General features: G+C 70.3%; 18 protein-coding genes. 9 read left to right on the top strand and 9 right to left on the bottom strand.

Features of this window, described 5'->3' with window-relative positions; genetic code table 11:
- Positions 1-73: 73 nt before the first annotated feature.
- Positions 74-865, bottom strand: a complete 792-nt coding sequence (locus tag IT306_19870; GenBank protein ID MCC7370688.1) for an SDR family oxidoreductase — start codon at positions 863-865, stop codon at positions 74-76.
- A gap of 320 nt (positions 866-1,185) precedes the next feature.
- Here IT306_19870 and cysD point away from each other — a divergent pair, with 320 nt between their 5' ends.
- From cysD to IT306_19855, 3 genes are all read left to right on the top strand, one after another.
- The gene (gene cysD / locus IT306_19865; GenBank protein ID MCC7370687.1) at positions 1,186-2,112 is read left to right on the top strand and encodes a sulfate adenylyltransferase subunit CysD; all 927 of its coding nucleotides are present in this window, start codon (positions 1,186-1,188) and stop codon (positions 2,110-2,112) included.
- A 224-nt stretch (positions 2,113-2,336) separates the two neighbouring features.
- Positions 2,337-3,689 (top strand): 50S ribosome-binding GTPase, encoded by a 1,353-nt coding sequence (locus IT306_19860; GenBank protein ID MCC7370686.1) that lies wholly within the window; start codon positions 2,337-2,339, stop codon positions 3,687-3,689.
- 237 nt (positions 3,690-3,926) lie between these two features.
- The gene (locus tag IT306_19855; protein MCC7370685.1) at positions 3,927-5,387 is read left to right on the top strand and encodes a universal stress protein; all 1,461 of its coding nucleotides are present in this window, start codon (positions 3,927-3,929) and stop codon (positions 5,385-5,387) included.
- 149 nt (positions 5,388-5,536) lie between these two features.
- On the opposite strand, the gene IT306_19850 is transcribed toward IT306_19855, so the two are convergent.
- Complete coding sequence (locus tag IT306_19850; GenBank protein ID MCC7370684.1) at positions 5,537-6,835, bottom strand: threonine ammonia-lyase; 1,299 nt, start codon at positions 6,833-6,835, stop codon at positions 5,537-5,539.
- Positions 6,836-7,214: 379 nt separating this feature from the next.
- Here IT306_19850 and IT306_19845 point away from each other — a divergent pair, with 379 nt between their 5' ends.
- Positions 7,215-10,019 (top strand): EAL domain-containing protein, encoded by a 2,805-nt coding sequence (locus tag IT306_19845; protein MCC7370683.1) that lies wholly within the window; start codon positions 7,215-7,217, stop codon positions 10,017-10,019.
- A 132-nt stretch (positions 10,020-10,151) separates the two neighbouring features.
- On the opposite strand, the gene IT306_19840 is transcribed toward IT306_19845, so the two are convergent.
- Positions 10,152-10,997, bottom strand: coding sequence for a hypothetical protein (locus IT306_19840; protein MCC7370682.1), 846 nt, complete (start codon positions 10,995-10,997; stop codon positions 10,152-10,154).
- A 404-nt stretch (positions 10,998-11,401) separates the two neighbouring features.
- On the opposite strand from IT306_19840, the gene IT306_19835 reads away from it, so the two are divergent.
- From IT306_19835 to IT306_19815, 5 genes are all read left to right on the top strand, one after another.
- Positions 11,402-12,433 carry an amidohydrolase family protein gene (locus IT306_19835; protein MCC7370681.1) on the top strand — a complete coding sequence of 344 codons (1,032 nt, stop codon included), beginning with the start codon at positions 11,402-11,404 and terminating at the stop codon, positions 12,431-12,433.
- A gap of 21 nt (positions 12,434-12,454) precedes the next feature.
- Positions 12,455-13,276 carry a hypothetical protein gene (locus IT306_19830; protein MCC7370680.1) on the top strand — a complete coding sequence of 274 codons (822 nt, stop codon included), beginning with the start codon at positions 12,455-12,457 and terminating at the stop codon, positions 13,274-13,276.
- Between the two features lie 325 nt (positions 13,277-13,601).
- Positions 13,602-14,429, top strand: coding sequence for an MBL fold metallo-hydrolase (locus IT306_19825; protein MCC7370679.1), 828 nt, complete (start codon positions 13,602-13,604; stop codon positions 14,427-14,429).
- Between the two features lie 600 nt (positions 14,430-15,029).
- A complete protein-coding gene (locus IT306_19820; protein MCC7370678.1) occupies positions 15,030-15,407 on the top strand; it encodes a helix-turn-helix transcriptional regulator in 378 nt (125 codons plus the stop codon).
- Complete coding sequence (locus tag IT306_19815; GenBank protein MCC7370677.1) at positions 15,379-15,933, top strand: SRPBCC domain-containing protein; 555 nt, start codon at positions 15,379-15,381, stop codon at positions 15,931-15,933. The genes IT306_19820 and IT306_19815 overlap by 29 nt, the downstream gene beginning before the upstream one ends.
- A gap of 299 nt (positions 15,934-16,232) precedes the next feature.
- Here the strand turns inward: IT306_19815 and IT306_19810 are convergent, their stop codons facing one another.
- From IT306_19810 to IT306_19785, 6 genes are all read right to left on the bottom strand, one after another.
- Entirely contained in the window at positions 16,233-18,068 is a 1,836-nt protein-coding gene (locus IT306_19810; GenBank protein MCC7370676.1) for an ABC transporter substrate-binding protein, read from the bottom strand.
- A 115-nt stretch (positions 18,069-18,183) separates the two neighbouring features.
- Entirely contained in the window at positions 18,184-19,071 is an 888-nt protein-coding gene (locus tag IT306_19805; GenBank protein ID MCC7370675.1) for an ABC transporter permease, read from the bottom strand.
- On the bottom strand, positions 19,071-20,024 hold the full coding sequence (locus IT306_19800) for an ABC transporter permease (protein MCC7370674.1): 954 nt from the start codon (positions 20,022-20,024) through the stop codon (positions 19,071-19,073). Before IT306_19800 ends, IT306_19805 begins: the two co-directional genes overlap by 1 nt.
- Positions 20,025-20,500: 476 nt before the next feature.
- Entirely contained in the window at positions 20,501-21,589 is a 1,089-nt protein-coding gene (locus IT306_19795; protein ID MCC7370673.1) for a hypothetical protein, read from the bottom strand.
- A 105-nt stretch (positions 21,590-21,694) separates the two neighbouring features.
- The gene (locus IT306_19790) at positions 21,695-22,174 is read right to left on the bottom strand and encodes a MaoC family dehydratase (GenBank protein MCC7370672.1); all 480 of its coding nucleotides are present in this window, start codon (positions 22,172-22,174) and stop codon (positions 21,695-21,697) included.
- A gap of 465 nt (positions 22,175-22,639) precedes the next feature.
- Positions 22,640-23,803, bottom strand: coding sequence for an acyl-CoA/acyl-ACP dehydrogenase (locus IT306_19785; GenBank protein ID MCC7370671.1), 1,164 nt, complete (start codon positions 23,801-23,803; stop codon positions 22,640-22,642).
- Positions 23,804-23,814 lie beyond the last annotated feature (11 nt).

Below are 23,814 nucleotides of genomic sequence, written 5' to 3'. Positions count from 1 at the left end.
CTCTCCCGGCGCTCACGACGGAGTGAGGTGGTGCCTCGTCACGGAGGTAGCTTGCGGAGCGTGGGCCACGCCGCTAGATGGCCGGGAACGAGCCGCCGTCCACCGCGATGGTGCTGCCCGTCACGTAGCTGGCCCGGCCGGACGCCAGGAACACCACCATGTTGGCGAACTCCTCGGGCGTGCCGAACCGCTTGAGTGGGATCGCCTGGGTGCGCTCGGCGACGGCCTCCTGCTCGGTCATGCCGACCTGCTCGGCGCGGTGGAGGGTGGCCGAGCGCAGACGGTCGGTGTAGATCGCGCCCGGGCAGACCGTGTTGACCAGGATGTTGTCGCCGGCCAGCTCGCGCGAGAGGCTCTGGGCGAGGCCGGCCACGCCGGGGCGGATCGTGTTCGACAGAATCAGGTTCTGCAGCGGCGCCTTGACCGAGGTGGACTGGATGTTCAGGATGCGCCCGCCGCCGCGCTCGCGCATCGAGGGGATGACCGAGCGGATCATCCTGATGGTGCTCAGCATGTTCAGGTTGAACGCCTCGATCCAGGCCTCGTCGTCCTGGAAGTCGGCCCAGTTGCCGTGCGGCGGCCCGCCCGCGTTGGTGACCAGGATGTCCACGCCGCCGTAGCGTGCAACCGTCTGCTCGGTCCAGGCCAGGATCTGGTCGCCCTGGGTCACGTCCGTGGGGACCGTCAGCACCTCGGTCCCAGACTCCTGCTCGATCTCGTCGGCCACCTTTGCCAGGGCCTCGGCGCTGCGCGCGGCCAGGCTCAGCTTGACGCCCTCGCGGGCCAGCCCGATGGCGCAGGCCCGCCCGAGGCCACGACTGGATGCCGCCACCATCGCCACTTTGCCCGTCAACTGCAGATCCACGAAACCCCTCCCACCTCGCTGTGATCGGCCGGCGCACGGAGCGCGGCGCTCCCATCGCGCAGCAGACGCCGCGCATGCAGGTTGTATGCAGGTGCACGGTGCGCGCGTGCACGGTGCGCGCGTGCACGGTTTGCGCTTGCCGCCCACAACGGCGACGGCGACGGTTCTATTCCGCTGCCATGCTCGTGCGTGACCGCGACACGCCCGGCCCTTGCCCGGACGACGCGATTGTGGTTAAATCCGATCATGTCCATCGGGAGCAGCCTTTTGATCCTCCACGTCGCGGCCCGCGAGCCCGCCGAACCTCGCACCACTGTCGTATGAGCGCCGCCGTGGCAGCTCGGCCCGCTGCCCGCCTCGACCATCTGGAGTGGCTCGAAGCCGAGGCCATCTACATTTTGCGCGAGGTGGCGGCCTCCGCCCAGAAGCCGGCCCTGTTGTTCTCGGGCGGCAAGGATAGCTGCGTCGTGCTGCGGCTGGCCGAGAAGGCGTTCCGGCCAGGGGCGTTCCCGTTCCCGCTGCTCCACATCGACACCGGCCACAACTTCCAGGAAGTGCTCGACTTCCGAGACGCGCGCACCCGCGACCTGAACGAGCGGCTGATCGTGCGGTCGGTCGAGGACTCGATGGCGCGCGGAACGGTCAAGCTGCGGGGCGAGCTGGACTCGCGGAACGCCGCGCAGTCGGTGACGCTGCTGGAGGCCATCGAAGAGTTCGGCTTCGACGCGCTGATCGGTGGGGCGCGCCGCGACGAGGAGAAGGCTCGCGCCAAGGAGCGGATCTTCTCCTTCCGCGACAGCTTCGGCCAGTGGGATCCGAAGAACCAGCGGCCCGAGCTGTGGGATCTGTACAACGCCCGCGTCCATCCTGGCGAGCACCTGCGGGTCTTCCCGATCTCCAACTGGACCGAGCTTGACGTCTGGCAGTACATCGAGCGGGAGCGGCTGCCGCTGCCCGAGCTGTACTTCGCCCATCAGCGCCAGGTGGTCCGCCGGCGCGGCCTGCTGGTGCCGGTCACGCCGATCACGCCGCCGCGCGCCGAGGAGACGGTCGAGACGCTGACGGTGCGCTTCCGGACGGTTGGGGACATCAGTTGCACCTGCCCGGTCGCCAGCGCTGCCGCCACCGTCGAGGACATCATCCGCGAGACGGCCGTCGAGGAGATCACCGAGCGCGGCGCGACCCGGATGGACGACCAGACCTCCGAGGCGTCGATGGAGCGCCGCAAGCGCGAGGGCTATTTCTAGACCAGGAGCCAGGACGGCCCTCACCCCCCCGACCGCTGCGCGGCGCAACTATCGACTGCGTCGACATCCCTCTCCCTGTGCGCGGGAGAGGGGGAGCATGATTGCAGCGACCAAGATAGTCCCGACCCTCGTCGCTCAGAGATGTGAAATCGGCGCCTGTACCGCCTCCCCCTCTCCCGCGCACAGGGAGAGGGGGTCGGGGGGTGAGGGGGTTTTCGCAAGCCATGACCGTGCCAACGTTACCCGAGCATCTCGATCTCCTCGGCACTCATGTCGAGGACCGGGGCGTCCTCCGCTTCATCACCGCCGGCAGCGTGGACGACGGCAAGAGCACGCTGATCGGCCGGCTGCTCTACGACACCAAGAGCATCCTGTCTGACCAGCTTGCCGCCCTGGCGCGGGCCGGCGAGCGACGCGGCACGAACTCCCCGAAGGGCGCGCTCGACCTTGCGGCGCTGACCGACGGTCTGGAGGCCGAGCGCGAGCAGGGCATCACCATCGACGTGGCCTACCGGTACTTCGCGACCGGCCGACGGAAGTTCATCATCGCGGACACGCCCGGCCACGAGCAGTACACCCGCAACATGGTGACCGGGGCCAGCACCGCCGACGCCGCTGTCATCCTGATCGACGCGACGCGGGTGGTGGACGGCCAGCTGCTGCCGCAGACCCGCCGGCACTCGGCGCTGGCGCGGCTGCTCGGGATTCGGCACATCGTCGTGGCTGTCAACAAGCTCGATCAGCTCGACTTCTCCCAGCAGACGTTTGAGACCATCGTCTCCTCGTACCGGGCGATGGCCGCCCGCCTTGGCCTGACCGAGGTCACGGCGATCCCGATCTCGGCGCTCCACGGCGACAACGTGGTGAGCCTCAGCCAGCAGACGCCCTGGTACACCGGCCCGCACTTGCTGGAGTGGCTGGAGTCCGTCCCGAGCGCGCTCGAAGAGAACCAGCAGGCGCAGGCGCCGCTCCGGTTCGCCGTGCAGTACGTGCTGCGCGGCTTCGATCCGAACGAGGGCGGCGCACGCGGGTACGCCGGGCGCGTCGGGAGCGGCACGATCCGGCCGGGGCAGACGGTCCGGGTGCTGCCGAGCGGGGCCGTGGCGCGCGTCCTGAGTGTCGGCACGTTCGACGGGCCGCTGCTGGAGGCGCAGCCCGGTCAGTCCGTGGTGGTGCGGCTCGACCGTGAGCTGGACATCTCGCGCGGCGACTGGCTGGCGCCGGAGGACGCCGCAGCCCAGCCGGTCGAGGCCCGCCAGTTCACAGCTGACCTCGCCTGGCTCGACTCCTCGCCGCTGGCGTTGCAGCGCAAGCTCTGGCTGCGGCACGGCACACGCTGGGTTCAGGCGCGCATCCGGCGCATCGACGAGGTGCTGGATCTTGGCGCGGTCGAGTGGCGTGAAAGCGAGGAGCAGAGCACGCTCGGCCCGAACGACATCGCGCGGGTGGTGGTCGAGACGCAGCAGCCGCTGGCGCTGGACCCGTACGACCGCGTGCAGACGGGCGGGGCGTTCATCCTGGCGGACGCCGCCACGAACCATACGGTGGCGGCCGGGATGGTCCGGACGGCGGGCTGACCCGGCGCGCCCCCATGCGAGTACGCCCCCTGGGAGCGCGGCAGTGGATCTCCTTGGCGCCGCCCCGGTCCGGCAACCTCGGCCGGGGCGGCGAGGCTCGCCGTGCTCCCGGGGATGGCCGGCAACCGCGCGTTCACCTCGCGCAACCTCGTCTGCTACGCCGGGGCACGACGATCCCGGTGACGGCAACTCCCTGCGCCGGGCGCGACGGAGCTTCCGGAGAGGAGGCGCACCGTGATGACCCGCCTGTTCGTTCCGCTCGACGGCTCGCCGGCGGGCGAGCTTGCGCTGCCCTGGGCGACCGCTCTGGCCCGCCGCCGCAACGCCGAGCTGGTGCTGGCGCAGACCTTTCCCTGGCCGCCGATGGTCGCCGATGGCCTGGCCGGCAGCTACGTGCCCGCCGACGTCTACGACGAGATGATCTCCGCCGAGCGTGAGTCCGCGATGGCGTACCTGCAGGACGTGCGCGCGTCGCTCGCCGCCGAGGGCCGGCCCATCGACATCGAGATCGAGATCGCCGTGCGCGAAGGCTCGCCGTACGGCGGCCTGCTCGATCTTGCCGACGAGCTGAACGCCGACACGTTCGTGATGGCGACGCACGGGCGGGGCGGTCTGCCGAGGCTGGTGCTCGGGAGCGTCGCGAACTGGATCGTGCAGCATGCGACGATCCCGGTCCTGCTGGTGCGGGCCGATGGCGGCGCGCCGAAGCCCGAGCCGAGCTTCGCACGGCTGCTGGTGCCGCTCGACGGCTCAGCGCTGGCCGAGCGCGCCTTCGAGGCAGCCGCCGAGCTGGCCGAGCCGGGCACGACGGTGGTGCTGCTCCAGGTGGTGGAGACAGCAGCCAGCGCCATGCCCGAAGGCGAGGCCGGCACCGGCGCAGGTCCTGATGGGGCAGCACCTGCTGGGGCAACCCACGCCGATGCCCCGCCTGATGGCGCGGCCACTCAGACACCGGCCCCGGCGATGCCGGCCACGCTCGCCATCGGCTACCTCCGACATCTCGGCGAGCGTCTCACCGCGCGCGGGGTCCAGGTGACCACCGAGGTTCGCCACGGACGCCCGGCCCAGGTCATCCTCGCGGCGGCGCGCGCCCACGGGAGCACGGCCATCGTCATGGCGACGCACGGACGGAGTGGGCCGGCGCGCTGGCTGCTTGGCAGCGTCGCCGACGAGGTGGTGCGCCATGCTGACCGGCCGGTGCTGCTGGTCAGCGCTCGTGCAGCCGCCCAGCGGCAGGCCGAGCCAACGGTGGGCGAGGTGATGACGGAGGTGGCGACCGTCCGCGACGATGAGTCGCTGGTGGTGGTGCTCCGCAAGCTGCTGCGCCAGCGGACCCTGATGGCGGGGGTCGTGGATGCACACGGCGACCTTGTCGGCACGATCTCCGAGCGGGAGCTGACGGACTGGTACGACGATGTCACCCACGAGCTGGGGCACGGCGAGCTGCCGGCCCCAGCGGCCTATGCCGAGCGGATCCAGCGCGAGCCGGTCGCCCGCGCGATGAGCCGGCCATCGGTGGTGTTGGACGCCTCAACGCCGCTCTCGCGGGCCACGCACCTGTTCCGCGAGCGGGGACTGGCGCGCCTGCCGGTGACGCGGCACGGGCGGCTGGTGGGCGTGCTGACGCGCGCGGACGTGCTGAAGGTGCTGGCAGGGCAGCTCCAGCCGGCGATGGAGGTCGCGAACCCGACGGATTGAGCGCCGGTGACCATGTCATGCTGAGCGCAGCGAAGCACCTCACCCGCTGGCGCGGTCTTGACGGTCAGCGGGTGAGGTGCTTCGCTGCGCTCAGCATGACAGAACCTTGCGACACATCAGAGAGAGCGACAGCGGCGCCGACGCCGCGCTCAGAGCGGCACGGCGCCCGGATTGTGCGTTGGCGGGTGGGACGCGATGGTCTCCTCGGCCGGGAAGCCGTGCTGCCGGATCAGGTCGAGCACGGCCAGCGCGTGGGCGCGGTCCCGCGTCTCGACGATCAGATCCAGCCCCACCTTCCCGATGCCCGTGTACGGCCCGAGCCGGTGAATGCTGATGTGGATGATGTTGATGCGGTCCGCCGTCAGCAGGCCCGTCAACTGATGCAACCGCCCCGGCTGATCGTCCAGCCAGGTGCGGATCGCGAGGTAGCGGCCGGCGCTGGCGAGTCCCTGCTGGAGCACCTTGCCGAGCAGGTTCGGATCGACGTTGCCGCCGCTGATGATGACGCCCACCCGCCGCAGCCGAGCCGGGATCTCCCCCAGCAGCACCGCCGCCAGGGCCGTCGCGCCGGCCCCCTCGGCCAGCAGCTTGTGGCGTTCCAGCAGCAGCACGATGGCCCGGGCAATCGCCTCGTCGTCCACCGTGATGACGTCGTCAACCAGCCGGTTGATCAACTCGAACGGCAGATCGCCGGGGCGCTTGACGGCGATGCCGTCGGCGATAGTGCTGCTCGGGGCCGTCATCAGGCGGCCCTCGCGGAACGACTCGGCCATGGCCGGGCTGCCCGACGCCTGCACGCCGATCACCCGGAGGTTCGGACGGATCGCCTTCGCCACCACGGCCACGCCGGAGATCAGCCCGCCCCCGCCCACCGGCGCCAGGATGGCGTCCAGGTCCGGAGCGTCCTCCAGCAGCTCCAGGGCCAGTGTGCCCTGCCCGGCGATGACGTCTGGATCGTCGAAGGCGTGCACGTAGGTCAGCGTGCGCTCGGCGGCGAGGGCCACGGCGGCGGCGTGGGCGTCATCGTAGGTTGCGCCGTCGAGGACGGCCTCCGCGCCCTGCCGCTGGATCGCCGTCAGCTTCGCCAGGGGGACCGTCGTCGGGACCACCACCGTGGCCGAGATCCCCAGCAGCCGGGCGGCGAGGGCCACGCCCAGCCCGTGGTTGCCGGCCGAGGCGGTGATGACGCCGCACTGGCGCTCCTGCTCGGACATCGCCAGCAGCCGTGAGAGCGCGCCACGGATCTTGAACGCGCCGGTGTGCTGGAGGTTTTCGAGCTTGAGGGTCAGGTGCCGCCCGGTCAGCTCTCCAAGCGGCTCGGAGAGCTCGGCCGGGGTCCGTCTGATGTAGGACTGGATGCGCGCGGCGGCGCTCTGGACCCGCGAGAGATCGACCAGGGGGAGGCTGCCGCTGGCCGCCGATTCGTTACCGCTGCCGTTGATGGTCACCGAGGCCGCCTACACCGACGCTACGCTGAGATGTGCACGATGCCACAGCTCGGACAACCTTGGATGCGGGCCATGCAGATCCCGTCGTAGCGTCGCGTGAGAGAGTTTGTTGTCCGTGGTTGTAGCAGGCGAGCGCCCTCGCCTGACGCACCGTCCGAGATCGTTCCGTCTCCTTGTACTCGTTGGGACCAGCTCTCGCGTTAGACCTCTAGACAGAGATACGCCATCTGGCCCTACGCGCGGGTCAGTGCCGTCCGATAATCGAAGATGGAACAGCACCAGCGTGCGCTGCTCCTGATGGCACTCGGGGGATCGTTCGGGACATGCAGGGCCCACGGCGGAGAGCCGCAGGCGGACAGCAGCGCGCAGGCCAGCTTCGATGATGGGGCGGCTCCGTCAGCAGTTCCCGGCGTTGCGGACCCTCCGCGCCCGCCTGATGCTGGCCCTGGCCGTCAGCAGCATCCTCCCGATGGTGCTCGTCGGCATCGGCGCGGCCATCATGCAGCAGCAGTCCATCGGCGTGCAGGCCAGCCGTGACCTGACCGTCCTCGGACGCGGACTGGCGGCCCAGCTCGACCAGGCGCTGGGCGGCATCCTGCGCGACGCCCGGACCATCGCGGCCCTGCCAGATGTCACCAGCCAGATCCCGGCCCGCCAGGGTCCGACGCTCCGTCAGCTGTTCCACTACCGCCCCGAGTACGTCCGCCTGACCACCTTCGACCGCGACGGCGCGGTCGTCAGCTCGTCGCATCCGGACGCCGAGCCAGCCGCTACCAGCATCCCCGCCTTCCGCGCCGCCCTGGAAGTCGGCGAGCAGGGGCTGGACCTGGTGGCGGCCGGCCCCACCACCCGCTCGACGCTGACGGTCTACACGCCGATCTACGGCTTGAAGCGGCAGATCGTCGGGGTGCTGGGCAGCCAGGTAGACCTGCTGGAGGCGACCGGCGTTCTGCGGACCGTCTCCGAGCAGACCGGCCGCGAGGTCGTGCTGATCACCCAGTCCGGCCGCATTCTGGTGCAGGCCGGCTCGCTGGGCGGGCGCAGCATGGCCGACGAGCTGCCGCCCCACCTGCTCCGCACCGAGGGTTTGCCCCCCAACGCGCCGCTGCGCTACCTCGTCGGCGAGCAGATGCGCCTCGCCGCCGTCGCGCCGCTGTCATCCGTCAAGTGGTTCGTCGTCACGGAGGCCACCGAGGTCGAGCTGATGGCCCCGGCCGCGCGGACATGGCGGCTGGTGCTGCTCGGCATGGGCGTCGCCATCGTGCTGATCGTCCTGCTGGCCGCCTGGATCTCCAGCCGCCTGACGATGCGCCTGCGTGCGCTGGCAACCGCCGTCCACGCGCTCGAAGACGGCAACGCCAAGGCGCCCCTGCCCGACCTGATGTCCGTCGACGGCGAGATCGCCCGGCTGGTCGAGGCGTTCGACAGCATGCGTGGCGTCGTCACCGCCCGCGCCGACGCCCTGCGCGCCAGCCAGCAGCGGTATCAGGCGATTGTCGAAGACCAGAACGACCTGATCTGCCGGCTGCTGCCGGACGGCACGCTGACCTTCGTCAATCAGGCCACCGTCCGCTGGCTCGGGATCCCAGCCGAGCGGCTGCTTGGGGCGACGGTCCAGACGCTGTTCGGCGACGAGATCCACGCGCTCGTGCTGGAGCACGCGGCGACGCTCACCGACGAGCAGCCGTCGGTCTCGCTGGAGCATGACATCGTGCTGCCCAGCGGCGAGCGGCGGCGCGTCCACTGGACGAGCCGGGCCATCTTCGACGACGCCGGCCAGCTCAGCGAGCTGCAGGCCGTTGGCCGCGACATCACCGAGCGGACCTCACTGGAGCAGCAGCTCACGCAGCAGGCGTTCTACGACGCCCTGACCGGCCTGCCGAACCGGACGCTCTTCAACGACCGGCTGACGCACGCGCTGGCGGCCTCGGAGCGCTCCGCGAAGCTGATCGGCGTGATGTTCCTCGATCTCGACGGCTTCAAGATGGTCAACGACACCCTCGGGCACGCGGCCGGCGACGTGCTGCTGGTGCAGGTCGGCGAGCGGCTGACGGCGATGCTGCGGCCAGGCGACACCATCGCGCGGTTTGGCGGCGACGAGTTCGCCATCCTCATCGACGACATCGACGGGCCAGCCCGGGCCGCCCACATCGCCCAGCGGCTGATCGACGAGCTGAAGCGGCCGTTCGCGCTCGAAGGCCGCGAGGTCTTCATCGCCGGCAGCATCGGCATCACCCTGCCGCCGCGCGGCCGGCCGGTCCCGACGGCCGCCGACCTGATCCGCGAGGCCGACACCGCCCTCTACCAGGCCAAGGAGGCCGGGCGGGGCCGGGCCGTCGCCTACGACCCGGCCATGATGCACCGCGCTGTCGAGCGGATGGACCTGGAGACGGACCTGCGCTTCGCCCTGACGCGCGGCGAGCTGCGGCTGGTGTACCAGCCCGAGGTGGACCTGGACACGGGACAGATCGTCGGGATGGAGGCGCTGCTGCGCTGGGATCATCCACGGCGCGGGCAGGTCTCGCCGTCCGAGATGATCCCGATTGCCGAGGAGACGGGCATGATCGTGCCCATCGGCTGGTGGGTGCTGGACGAGGCGTGCCGGCAGGGGCTCCAGTGGCAGCAGCACGCCACGGGCACCCAGCCCATCGTCATGAGCGTCAACATCTCCCCACGCCAGTTCCAGGAGCTGGGGTTCGTGGAGCGGGTGGCGGCGGCGCTGCGGAACACCGGTCTGCCGCCGGACTGCCTGCGCCTGGAGATCACCGAGTCCACGCTGATGGACGAGGCCGTCGAGGCTGAGGAGACGATCCTCCGGCTCAAGACGCTCGGGGTGCGCGTGGCCATCGACGACTTTGGCACGGGCTACTCGTCGCTGAGCTACCTGCGGCGGTTCTCGGTGGACACCCTGAAGATCGACCGCTCGTTCGTGGCCGCCCTCGACCGCGACCGTGGCACCGACGCCATCGTGCGGGCGGTGATGACGCTCGGGACGTCGCTGGGCCTGAACGTGACGGCCGAGGGCATCGAGACGTCGGAGCACCTGGCGCTGGTGCGGTCGATTGGCTGCCGCCAGGGGCAGGGCTTCTACCACTCGCCCCCGGTCTCCAGTGAGGCGATGACGGAGATGCTCAACGGCGGCCCACTGATCGGCATGGACTGGCTCGAACGCGGCGCGGCGTAGCGCAGCGGGCGTGTCGAGCAGGTCTTCTCGTGGCGCGGGCCGGGTGGCGAGGCCGGCCCGCGCCGGACGCTCTCCCCGTGCAGGCGATCTCAAGCCCCCGCGCTACAGCGTTCGTTCCCCTGAGATCGCCGCTTATCGTCGTACCAGCGCCGCGCCCAGCAGCAGCGCCGCCCCGGCGACCGTCTGCGCGGCCGGCTTGAGCAGCCCGAGCGCGCCCGGGAACGCCGAGAGCGTCTGGCCCGTCCCGCCGCCTCCGCCGATGCGGCTGCGCAGCGTCACGGACTGGTTCACTACGCCGGCGACTCCCTTCGCGGCCCAGTTCGCGCCGAGCGCCGAGAGGCCGCCGGAGGGCGCATCGGGAAGCTGCGTGCCGGGCCGGGCCACCGCGATGGCGAACCGGCTCCAGGCCGGCAGCCCGAAGAGTCGGGCCTCGCTCCAGCACTGCTCGAAGCTGGCTCGGTCCAGCTCCTGCTGGAAGCCGTGCGGGTTATAGATGCCGATGCGGTCCTCGTGGTGCGCGACGACGCAGACCCAGTGCAGGTTCGCGGTGTCGGTCAGGTCGAGCGGGGTGGTGTCGACGAGGACCATGACGGGGATGTCGCGGTCCACGAGGCCCAGGACGAAGTCGAGATCGATACCGTTGTAGGCCGTCGCGGGCAGGCTGAGCCGGAGGGCGCACTCGACCAGCAAGGCTGGCGCGGAGAAGATATCGGCGCGGCGGATGGCGCGGTCCAGGCGCGGACGGTCGGGCGCGCGCTCGCCCAGCAGGTAGCGCAGGACGTAGGCGAGGGTGGTGGTGCCGCAGGCGTTGGCGCGGCCCTGGCCGGGCAGCCAGAGGGCCGGGTTGCCAGGGTCACGTGGGAGCGGCTCGTCGGGCGTGGGCCGGCCGTAGAGCCCGTCCACCCCCGGCTCGCGCCCGAGCAGCATCAGTGGCGTGTCTGGCCCAGAGTACGGGGCGTAGTCGCCAAGCGCCGGCATGGGGCCACCTCCCTGTGGAGCGCGCAGTCTGCCCGACGAATTGTAGCGGCGATGAACGCTATCATCGGGCGCGGATGACGGAGCAGAGGACAGGGACGGGGAGGATTGCGCGCATGGCTGAGCGGCTGCGCCTGACGAACGTGCGGCTGCCGGACGGCAGCGGCCCGGTCAGCATCGGGATCGCGGACGGGCGGATCGTTGACCTCACCCCCCGGGAGGCCCTCACCCCCCGGCCCCCGGAGAAGGCCCTCACCCCCCGGCCCCCTCTCCCTGTGCGCGGGAGAGGGGGAGACGCACGAGAGTTTCGTGTCTCCCCCTCTCCCGCGCACAGGGAGAGGGGGCCGGGGGGTGAGGGCCTTCTCCGGGGGCCGGGGGGTGAGGTTCTCTACGACGGTGGCGGGCGCGTGGTGCTGCCGCGCTTCGTCGATGCCCACATGCACCTTGACAAGACGCTGATGGGCGAGCCGTGGATCGGGCTGCCGGAGACGCGCACCCTGGCCGAGCGCGTGGCCGCCGCCGAAGACCTCCTCAAGAACCGGACGACGCGCACCGTGCTGGACCGCGCAACGGCGCTGGCCGAGTCGGCTCGGCGCTTCGGGACGCTGGCGCTGCGGAGCCATGCCGACGTGACGCCCGGCCTGGGGCTGTCGTCGGTGGAGACGCTGCTCCAGGTCCGCGAGCGCTTCGCCGGCGACCTGGACATCCAACTGGTAGCCTTTCCGCAGGACGGCGCGATCGCGCCGGGCGTGGCCGGGCTGCTGGAAGAGTCGCTGCGGATGGGCTGCACGGTCCTCGGGGGCCTGGACCCGGCCGGCTACGACGGCGACATCGAGGCGCACCTTCGGCTGTTGTTCACGCTGGCCCCTCGGCTCGGCGCGGACATCGACATCCACCTGCACGATGGCGGCACGCTCGGCCTGTTCGAGATCGGGCGGATCTGCGCCTGGACCGAGCAGACGGGCTACGGCGGCAAGGTGGCGGTGAGCCACGCCTTCGCGCTGGGAGATCGGCCGCTCGGGGAGGTCCAGCCGGTGCTGGAGCGGATGGCGCGCGCGGGCGTCTCGGCGATCACGGCGGCCTCAGGCGCAGCGGCGGTCCCTCCCGCGCCGGCGCTCTGGGCGGCCGGGGTGCGGCTGGGGATCGGCTCGGACAACGTCCACGATTCGTGGTCGCCGTTCGCGCGAGGGGACGTGCTGGAGAAGGCGTTCCTGGTAGCCTACCGGAACAATCTACGAACCGATGCCGGGCTGCTGCGGACGCTGGAGACGATCACCGACGTGAACAGCGGCCTGCTCGGGCTGGAGCCGGTGCGCGTGGAGGTAGGAGCCGCGGCCGACCTGGTGGTGGTAGACGCCGAGAACGGCGCGGAGGCGGTGGCGGCGCACCCGCCCCGGCTGCTGGTGCTGAAGGCCGGCCGTCGGGTTGGATTTGGATAGGGGAGTATCCGGGGTGACACGATGAGCGTGCGCGAGTTCTACGACCTGCTCGGGGCTGCCGCTCGGCTCGACGAGACGCGGGCGCAAGAGATCGTGCGGGCGGCCCGACCGCACACCGAGGCGCTGCTCCGACCGGGGCCGGAGACGGCCGGCGGCGTCCAGGTCACGGCTCGGCTGGCGGCGCCGGCCACGGCGCGCGGCGGCAGCCTGATCCCAGCCTGGCCGCTACGTGGCACGGATGGCCGGGTCACCATCGAGTTCGTCGCGGACTGGGGCGCGATGCTGGCCGGCTGGTGCGCCTCGGCGGGCGATCCCGGCCGCGCGACGGATGGCCTGTGGCAGCTTGTCAGAAGCGGCGAGCGCCAGTGGGTCGGCATCGCGAACGACGTGCTCCAGTTGTACGTGCCGAACCCGCCCGACGGAACGTACAGCATGGTCCGGCACCATGCCCTGATGCTGGTCGCGGCGACGCTCTGGCTCGGGCCGGACCGCGCGCGGCTCTGGCTGGACGCCCACAGCCTGGTGGCACGAGCGTTTCTGGGCCGGCTCGGCGGGCGGAGCCTGTGGGCGGGAGTCGAAGCGGCAGAGCGTGGACTCGCGGCGCTGCTGACCGATCCTCGCGCGCGGCGCCCAGCCGACGAGGTCGTCGGGTGGCTCGACGCCGATCCCGATGTGGCGCGGACGTACCGCGAGTACCTCGGGGCGGCCAGCCTCGGGCTTGCCGCGCTGCTCGCGACCGCGCCCGCAGGTGAGGCAGTGACGGACTGGCTCCAGGCCTGCATCTACGAGGAGCATGTGTCGCCGGACTTCAACCGGGACCGGATCGAGGCGTTCGCGCGCTGAGCAATGTCGGGGGTTGAAACCCCCGTCTACCATCATGCTGTCGCTTCGTGACGCGGAGGGCGCAATGCCCACGAAGCTTTCTGGCTGTCGCCGCACGCTGGTCACCCGGCGATGGTCACGTCCAGCGCCGTGCGGATGGCGAACAACGCCCGCTCCTCGGCCCTGGCTTCCAGCATCACGTCGAAGAGGGCCTCGGGCGGCGTCTGGGCCAGGAACGAGAAGAGCTCGGCGCGGTCAGGGCGTCATGCACTGATCCACTAACGCATGGCGGCCGGCGGCGCCAGCAGCCTACCCTGTCGGCGCATCTGACCTGGAGGAATGCACGATGTCACAGCCGACGCTCAAGGTTGGCGCCATCTCCATCATTGCGCTCTCGGACGGGACCGGCGCGACAGCCCCTGCCGATATGCTGCCAGACGTTCCCGCCTCCGCGTGGGCGTCTCTCGGCGAGTACCTCGATGCCGACGGCAACATCCCGATCAACTACGGCTCGTACCTGATCCGCGAGGGCGACCTCTGGACCCTCGTCGATACGGGCTACGGCAACCGCCCTGACAGCCCTGGCGGCGGCCTCTTCCCCGAGCTTGAGCGCGCCAACGTCCGCCCCGACGAGATCGGCCGGGTCATCATCACCCATCTGCACGGCGACCACCTCGGCGGCAACACCATCGACCTTGACGGCAGGCCCGTCCCGACCTTCAAGAACGCCCGCTACGTGGTGCAGCGCCAGGACTGGGACTACTTCCAGCAGCCCGAGATCAAGCGCGAGCGGGCCGTCATCGCCCTCTGCGCCGACCCCATCGAGGAGGCCGGCCTGCTCGATCTGCTTGACGGCGGCCAGACCATCAGCGCCGGCATCTCGACCATCTTGACGCCCGGCCACACGCCGGGCCACCAGTCCGTGCTGATCGCGTCGGGCGACGAGAAGGTACTGGTCATGGGCGACGCCTCGCACACGCTGGCGCAACTGGTGCATCCGGAGTGGTCGCCCCGCTACGACACCGATCCAGCGCAGTCCGCACGGACCCGTGCCAGCATCTTCGAGCGCGTCGAGCAGGAGGGGCTGACCATCGCGGCCGGCCACTACCCGGCGCCGGGATTTGGCGGCATCGTGCGGGTCGAGGGGAAGCGCCGCTGGCAGCCGTTGAGCTAGCCTCGCTGGCAGATGCTGAGCGAATGGCCTGTCAGTCGTGAACGACCGGGTCGGGTCACTCGACGCTTCCGCTGTCATCCCGAGCGACGTGAGCGTGCGAACGAAGTCGAGGGATCTTCCTCACGTTACAGAAGGAGAAGATCCCTTCGCTCCGCTCGTTCCTCGCCGCGGTCGGGATGACGGACGGGAGGTCGTTCCTCGCCGCGGTCGGGATGACGATGGGCACCGAACGACCCTGCGCTTCACGCCTGCCGAGCCACTAGTCTTGCTGACCTTCAACCGTCGCACAAGTGGGTGAGATCCTTCGCTGTGCTCGCAAGCTCGCTGCGCTCAGGATGACATGGGACGCTGCATGCTTTGCGCGGGATGACATGGGACGTTGCATGCTTTGCGCGGGATGACATGGACAATTGCGCCTGATGCCCTGCATGGGCCGTTCTGCCTGAAACCGCCCGCGCTGAACTGCGTGCGGAATCTCGGGCGGGCGAGATGCCATCTCTCACGGCAGCCCGTCGGCGTGCAGGCTCCAACCGTCCCGCCAGCACCCTGTTGACAAAGGCCGGCCGCCCGTTGTATTTTACCAATGAGGTAAGTAACCAGATGGTTAAGTCAGCGGCGCCGGCCGACCGTCTCAGCCTCGTCTTCGCGGCCCTGGCCGATCCGACGCGCCGGGCCATCCTCGCGCGTCTGGCCGATGGCCAGGTCACCGTCACCGAGCTGGCGGCCCCGTTCGCCATGAGTCTGCCGGCCGTCTCCAAGCACCTGTCCGTGCTGGAGCGGGCCGGCCTGATCGTGCGCGGGCGCGCGGCCCAGTGGCGGCCCTGCCGCTTGCAGCCGGCCCCTTTCCGCGAGGTCGCGAGCTGGCTCGACGCCTACCGCGACCTCTGGGATGAGCGGCTCGACCGCCTGGACACCTACCTCACGGCGATTCAGCAGCAGGAGCAGCCCGATGCCCAACCCCCCGTCGACCCCGAGTGACGCCACGTTCTCGGCCAACCCGAGCCCCGAGTCGCCGGCCCTCTCGATGACGCGGACCTACGACGCCCCGCGCGAACTCGTCTTCCGCGCCTTCGCCGAGGCCGAGCGGCTGGCCCGGTGGTGGGGGCCGGCCGGGTTCGAGGTCCAGGTCAAGCGGCTCGACTGCCGGCCGGGCGGCGTCTTTCACTACCGCATGGTCCACTCTGAGGGTCACGAGATGTGGGGCCAGTTCCTCTACCGCGAGATCGTCGAGCCGGAGCGCATCGTCTGGGTCAACACGTTCTCGGACCCGGATGGCAACCTCGTGCGCGCCCCGTTCAGCCAGACCGTGCCCCTGGAGATCCTCAACACGATCACGCTCGAAGCGCAGGGCCAGCGGACCGTGCTCAGGCTCCAGGTGACGCCGATCAACGCCACCGCCGAGGAGCGCGCCGCCTTCGTGGACCTCCTCGAGAGCATGCAGCAGGGGTACGGCGGCACGTTCGATCAACTGGCCGATGAGCTGGCCCGCGACCAGGCTGCCTGACCGTCGTCGCGTGCAGAGCATGCAACATCTCATGTCATCCTGAGCGCAGCGAAGGGCCTCACCCGCTGACCGTCAACATTCGCGTCAGCGGGTGAGGTAGCGCTGATGGTCAGCAGGCGATGGCACGTTGACGGTCAGCGGGTGAGGTCCTTCGTTCCGCTCGCAAGCTCGCTTCACTCACGATGACATCAGCACGTTGAACCCAGGGCGTGCCCTCCGCCCCCAGGCCGATTATTCGCTCCCTCCCCCGCGCACAGGCCCGGTGGCTCGACTGGGTTGGGGGTGAGGGCCGTCCGTCCCTACTTCACCACGTACATCGTGTCGAACGTCGGCGCGTAGGCGATCCGCTGGCTCAGTCCCTTGATGTTCGCCTTCGCCGCCGTGATCGTCACCTGATCGTACAGCGTCGAGAGCGCCACCTCCTGCTGTCCGATCTGCTGGATCTTGAAGTACAGCTCCTTCTGCTTCGCCGGGTCGATCTCCACCATCGCCTGATCCAGCATCTTGTCGACCTCGGGGTTGCTGTACCCGCCGTTCTGGACGCCCGGGGCCTGCAGCGCTGACTTCGAGTGGGTCAGCCGACGCAGGATGTAGTTCGGATCGCCGCTGGCCCAGCAGTTGTTGGCGATGACCAGGTCGAACTCGCCGTTCTTGCGCGTCTCGTTCAGGGCCGCCGTCTCCTGCTGCTTCAGCTCGACATCCAGGCCGAGCGGCCGGAACAGCTGCTGGAAGTACGCCCCCATCTGCGGGTAGGGCCAGTTGCCGATGCCTTCCGTGGGCGGCGTGAACGCCAGCACCACCTTCGCCCGGCCGCCGTTGAGCGCTTCCTTCGCCAGGGCCGTCGCCTGGGCCATGTCGAACTTGGTGTGCGCGGACGGGTCCGGGTTGAACCACGTCGTGTTCGGCTGGATCATGACGCCCTTGCCGGGCAGGGTGTAGCCGTAGTTCAGATCCCGCACGAACGCCGCGCGGTCGATGGCCGAATCGACGGCCTGCCGCAGCTTGACGTTGTTGAACGGGGCCTTGGTGCCGTTGTAGCCCAGGTAGGTGGTGCAGGATGAGGCGTGCTGCGCCACCGTGTAGTTCGAGTCCGCCGAGAGCTCACGGGCCTGGACCGGCAACACCGAGCCAAGCTCCACCAGTGCGTCGATCTCGCCCGACTTGAGCGCCGCCAGCCGCGCATTGGCGTTCGAGTAGTACTTGAGCGTGATCTTCGTCAGCGTCGCCTTGTCCGGGCGGGTGTACCCCTCGTTGCGCTCGAGGATGATGTACTGGTCGCGCTTCCAGTCCACCAGCTTGAAGCGGCCCGAGCCGATCGGCAGGTTCGGCTTGAAGTCCAGGTTGTCCAGCCAGCTGTTGCGCGAGTACATCGCGCTGTAGTGGTTGGACATCGAGTACGGCAGCAGCGGGCGCGGCGACGGGTACACGATCTTGAACGTGTAGTCGTCGATCTTCTCGATGGCCGTCGGCTCGCCGTAGATCTCCTTGAAGTCGATGCCGCCCAGGAAGCCCGAGGGCCAGCCGCTGACGCCCTTGTAGCGGTTGATGACGGCCACGGCGTCATCCGCCGTGAACTGCGAGCCGTCCGAGAACTTCACGTCCTTGCGGAGGTTGAAGGTCCAGGTCAGGCCGTCCGGGCTGAGCGTCCACTTCTCGGCGAGGCCCGGCTGGACCTTCAGCTCCTCGTCGTAGCGGATCAGCGGCTCCCAGATCTGCAGGCTGGCATGGACGTTCAGCCAGTCGTGCTCGCCGTTGACGAGGTTGCGGGAGACGCCAACGGTGATCTCCTGCTTGTCGGCCAGTTGCTCGTTGGCGGGGCGGGCCTGCCCTGGGACCGGCGTGGCCGGCGGCGCGGGCATCCCGGCCGCGCCCGGCTTGCCAGCAGCGGCCGGCTTCGTGGCTTCAGCGGGCTTCGCGGCTTCAGCGGGCTTTGCCGCTTCGCCCGGCTTGGCCGGCGCGGCGGTCGCCGCGCCAGCCGCGGGCTTCGACTCGGACGACTGGGCAGCCGGCTTCGGCGCGGCCGGCTGGCCGGCACAGCCTGCCACGAGCAGCAGGGCGAACAGGGCGGAGAGCAAGCGCCAGGACGCCTGCATGCGCCGCCGTGACGGTTGCCAGGACGGGACAGAGCTACGCATCGAGCAGATCCTCCACGAGATCGGAACGGCCGAGACAACGGATCGCAGGCCGTGAACGGTCGGGGCGCGGGTCATGGGGCGGCAGGCCCTCCCCCCGGCCTGCCGCCTCCGAGGTTTAGTCGCGGTGACCTGCGTCGATGAGGTCGCGCAGGGCGTCGCCGAGCAGGTTGCTCGTCATCGCCACCAGGGCGATGCACACCCCAGGCACGATCATCAGCATCGGCACCTGGCTGAAGTACGGGCGCGCGTCGTTCAACATCACGCCCCAGTCAGCCGTCGGCGGCTGGACGCCCAGCCCCAGGAAGCTGAGGCTGGAGACGGTCAGCAACAGCGCCCCGAAGTCGAGCGTCGCCAGCACGATGACCGTCGGGAGCAGATTCGGGATCAGGTGCCGCACCAGGATGCGGGCCGGCGTGGCCCCGAGGCTGATGGCGGACTCGACGTAGAGCTGCTCCCGCAACGAGAGCACCGAGGCCCGGAAGATCCGGGCGTGGCCGGCCCAGCCCGCCGCGATCAGGGCGATCAGCAGGCTGCCGTCGCCGGGCCCGAGGATGCCGAGGATCGCCAGGCTCAGCAGCAGGCTTGGCAGCGCCAGCAGCACCGTCAGCAGGGACGAGATCACCAGATCGACGTGCCCGCCGAAGTAGCCGGCGATCAGCCCGACCGCCAGCCCGATCGCGATGATCCCGATGGTGCTGATGGCCGAGACGGTCATCGTGGTCTGGCCGCCGTAGAGCAGCCGGCTGAGCTGGTCGCGCCCCAACTGGTCGGTGCCGAGCCAGTAGTCGGCGCTCGGATCGGCCAGGGCCGAGGGCATGTCGATGATGTCGGGATCGTACGGGGCGATCCACGGCGCCAGCATGCCCAGCACGACGATGGTCGTCAGGATGATGCCCGGCAGGATGGCCGGGCGCGCGCGGCGGCTGGAGAGCAGCTTCAGCCAGGACGGCGTGGCCCTGGGTCGTCGAGTCTCGACTGGGAGTGCAATCGCTTCGGCGGCCACTAGCGTCCCCCTCGCCCTTCGCCGCCGCCGAGCCGCACGCGCGGATCGAGTAGGCCGTAGCTCAGGTCGGTGAGCAGGTTCACAACCACGAACGTCACTCCGGCGATCAGCACGTACGCGCCGATGACCGGCAGGTCGCGCCCGGAGATGGCCTGGATCAGGGCGGTGCCCATGCCCGGCCAGGAGAAGATCGATTCGATGACGACGGCCCCCGCCAGCAACTGCCCGAAGCGCAGCCCGAGCAACGTCACGACGGGAAGCATCGCGTTCGGCAGGGTGTGCCGCAGCACCACCCGGTGCTGCACCAGCCCCTTGGCGCGGGCCGTCCGGACGTAGTCCTGCCGCCAGACCTCGATGACGGCGCTGCGGGTGATCCGCATCAGCCCGGCGGCAGGCCCGCACGAGAGCGCGATGACCGGCAGGATCATGTACTGGATGCCGCCGTACCCGGCCACCGGCAGCAGCCGGCCCTTCTCCGAGATGAACGTCACCAGCAGCAACGCCAGCCAGAAGGACGGGATGGCCGCCAGCCACAGGGTGATGACCCGGCCGACGCGGTCAAACAGGGAGTTCGGCGCCAGGCCGAACAGCACCCCCAGGGTGATGCCCGTCACGCTGGTCACGGCGAACGCCGAGAGCCCGAGCCAGACGGTCGGCATCAGCTTCTCGCCGATGATGTCGCCGACGGTCCGCGCCGAGAGGAACGAGCGGCCGAAATCGCCCTGCGCCAGCCCGCCGAGCCAGCGGACGTAGCGAACGGGGAGCGGATCGTCCAGGCCGCGCTCGGCGCGGAAGCGTGCGACAGCCTCGGGCGTCGGCTCCTGGCCGCCCTGGCGCAGCGCCTCGACGGCCGGATCGCCGCGCGCGGCGGTGGTCAGCAGGAAGCAGACGAACGTCAGGAGAAAGAGCGTCGGCACGGCAGCGAGCGTGCGCGCAAGGAGGTACCGTCCCATCTCACCCAAGCCCAGGGAGGCGGACGCGCAGCAGCGAGGCAGCGGTCGCCAGTCGAAGGGGAGGCGCTACGTGAAGAGAGACTCGGGCGGACGCCGCGGGCCGCGATGCGCGCACGATAGCACAACAACCAGACGGACACCATCGCCCGAGCCGGTGGGTGGTGAACGCCAGGGTGCGGGATCGCAGCATGGGCACGCTCCAGAGAGTGGAGTGAGACGGCCCTTGCCACGCCGAACGACGGGGAACAGGACGTGAGGCCGCCACCGCACGAGCGCCGAAGTCTAGCACATCGGTCGGGATTATCAACAACTCCGACCGCGAACGTATTCCATCGGTCTGAGACTCTTGCCACCAGAGAAAAGATCCGACTACGGCGTAGCCCGGCCCGCTGCTGGGCTGCTCGGGGTTGCGGTCTGGCGGGGGGCCGAGATGGCGGCTGTCGTTGACCTCCCCACCGCGGGCTGCGCCGCCGGTCTCACGGGCGTGACGGGCCGCTCCCCGGTGGCGGCATCATGAAGCAGTCGCTGCGCGGCTCGCCGTCCGTCCCGCGCGTCATCCGCCGCACCGACGCCAGATCGAAGCGGACCGCTCGCAGCGAGGCCGTCGCGCGGGTCCGCTCGCCGGCGTAGCGCACCTTGTCCGAGGGCAGGGGGTCGTTGATCAGCGCCCGCTCGTAGTCGATGCCGACCAGCACGAAGGCGTGGTCCCCGACGTAGCCGCCCGCGTTGGCCGGCATCCCGTCCACCCGCTTGAGCGGCCCGTAGCTGCCGAAGAGGATCGAGGGGACGTCGTCCGCGAGGGCGACGAGGCACTCCTCCAGCGTCCCGAGGACCGGCGTCAGGCCGAAGGCGAACGAGAGCACCAGATACGCCAGGGCCGGCGACATCCCGACCGCCAGGTCGCGGCCGTTCGCGGCGAACACGTTCCAGATCAGCCCGCCCAGCGGGTCGGTCCCGATCTCCTCCCACAGCTCCTTGAACCCGTCGGAGTCCAGGGCGGCGATGCGCTCACGGGCCAGCCGGTAGCCGATGTCCGCCACGAAGCCCGGCGCACGGTCTGGCGTCCCGGAGACGTCAGACGGCAGCCGCCCGTAGCGGTCGGCGATCATCGCGATGGAGGTCGGCAGGCAGTAGTTCTGGCGGCCGATGTTCAACTGGCTGTAGTAGGGGACGGTCAGCATGGCGCGCGTCGGACGGGGGCGCGGCGTGGCGGTGGGGAGGGGGGTCGGCGGGGGCGGCGTCGGGGTCGGCGGGACGACGACCGTCAGGGCCGGGCCGGGCGTCGGATCGCGCCCGAGCCCTTCCGCCCGCGCCACCATGGCCGGCGCGCCACCGGGGCCGGTCAGCGGGGCTTCGGTGGGCGGCGGGACCGGCGTGCTGGTCGGCGGCGGCGGCTGGCGCGTGAGCGCCGGGTCCGGCAGCTCCTCGTCGTCGTCGAGCACGGGCGCGGATGGCACGAACGCGCTGCTCACAGCCTGACAGCCGGCGCTCGCGAGCGTCGAGGACGCCGCGAGCGCCGCCACTGCCACCTGGAGAAATGCGCGCCTGGACGGATGCTGTCTCATCGGTGCTCGGCTGGTCGGGTGCTCGGGTACAGAGAACGAACCCGACAGGATTGTGGTGCCGGCCGGCCCGCGCCGCCAAGAACGTCGGAGAGGTCCTCGGGCGGGTCAGAGGTAGGTACGGCCCACCGTCTCCGCCACCATCGCCGGCTTCTCCTGGCCGTCGATTTCGACTGTCGCCTGACTGACCGACTGCACCACGCCCGGCTGGACCTCGTCGACACTGAGCAGCTTCACGCGCAGCCTGATCCGCGCCCCGACCGGCACCGGGCTGACGAATCGGACCCGGTTCGAGCCGTAGTTGATGACCATCTTCGTCGGCATCGCCACGTCCACGCCCTGCCACTCGTGGTCGCGCAGGAGCGGCAGCAGCGAGAGGGTCAGGTAGCCGTGCGCGATGGGGCCGCCCATCGGCGACGATCTCGCCCGCTCCAGGTCGACGTGGATCCACTGATGGTCGCCGGTCGCCTCGGCGAAGGCGTTGACGCGCTCCTGGGTGATCGTCAGCCAGCCGCTGACGCCCATCTCCTCGCCGACGAGCGCGCGCAGCTCCTCGACGCTGTTCACCGTTTTCGCATGCTCGCCCATGGTCACCAGTCCTCTGCGCCGGCTCCCACCGATCCCATCGGCCCATCCAGCGCATTGTGTCACAGTGTCGATGTTGTCAGAGGGAGTATCCCCCGCCCGCCACCGCCGCGTCCTGCACAAGACTGCCGCGTCCTGCACAAGACTGAGGCTGGCGGATTTCCCGTCATCTCGAGCGGAGTGACCCATTCGGCAAGGTCAGGGCAAGCCCTGCGACCTTCTGCCTCGTCATCCTGAGCGGAACGAGCTTGCACCCCTCCCGTCATCCCGAGCGGAACGAGCTTACGAGTGCAGTCGAGGGATCTTCCCCGGCACTCGATGCTGTCTGGTTGAGGAAGATCCCACTCCGCTCGTTCCTCGCCGCGGTCGGGATGACAGGGTGAGTATTCGTTCCTCGCCGCGATCGGGATGACGGGGCCAGTCTGATGCTCGCCTCTCCCCTGAAACCTGCCCCCTGGCCCCTCGAACCTACGCCAGCGCCGGCACCGCTGCCGGCGCCAGGATCTCCGTCAGCACCTGCTCGCGGTGGTGCTCGGCGTCGCCGTACAGCGCCTCCAGCAGCTTCGCCTGCTTGAAGTACAGGTGCAGGTCGTACTCCCAGGTGAACCCGATGCCGCCATGCACCTGGATCGCCGAGCCGCAGACTTTCCGCGCCGCTTCGCCGACGTATGACTTCGCCACCGACGCCGCGAACGCCGCGTCGGGAGCCGCCGCGTCGAGCGCCCAGGCCGCGTAGTAGGTTGCGCCGTGAGCGTTCTCGACCTCCACCAGCATCTCGGCGCAGGCGTGCTTGATCGCCTGGAACGTGCCGATGGGCTGCCCGAACTGCTCGCGGACCTTCGCGTACTCGACGCTCAGCTCCATGCACTTGCGCGCCGAGCCGAGCATCACGGCCGCCGCCGCCACGGACGCCCGCCGCAGCACGCCGTCCAGGATCTTCCAGCCGCCGTCAACCTGCCCGACCACCGCGTCCGCCCCCACCCGAACGTTCTCCAGCGTGAGGGTCGAGGTCTTGTTGGTCAGGTCGATCTGCACGTTCGGCTGGTGCGAGATGCCCGGGGTGTCCCTGTCCAGCGCGAAGATCGTGACGCCCGCGCGCGGGTCGGTGGCCTCCGACGTGCGGGCGGCCACCAGGATCAGGTCCGCCACGTGCCCGAACGGCACGAACCGCTTGTGGCCCGTCAGGACGTACTCGCCGCCCTGCGCCCGCGCCCGCAGCTCGATGCCCTCCGGGCCGGCCGCCAGCCGATCTTCCATCAGGGCCAGCGTCGCGACGACGCTGCCATCGGCGATGCCCGTCAGGTAGCGGTCGAGCTGGGCGCGGCTGCCGCCGGCCGCCAGCGCAGAGGCGGCCAGCACGACGGTCGGGAGGTACGGCCCGGGGTAGGCCGCCCGCCCCATCTCCTCCAGCACCAGCGCCAGCTCGACCATCCCGAGCGCCTGTCCGCCGTGCGCCTCGTCCACGGCGATCCCGAGCAGGCCGGTCTCGGCAAGCTGCCGCCAGAGCGACGGGCTGTACCCCCGGGCGTCCTCCATCTGGGCGCGGACCTCGGTCGGGGGGCACTCGGCGGTCAGCAGCTCGCGCGCCAGCCCCCGCAGCATCAATTGTTCTTCGGTGAAATCAAAGTCCACGGCCGTCGCCT

The sequence above is a fragment of the Chloroflexota bacterium genome (genome assembly GCA_020850535.1).
GTDB lineage: Bacteria > Chloroflexota > UBA6077 > UBA6077 > JACCZL01 > JADZEM01.
Note: the sequence above shows the minus strand (reverse complement) of the source record. Positions and strands in the feature narration are given on the sequence as shown.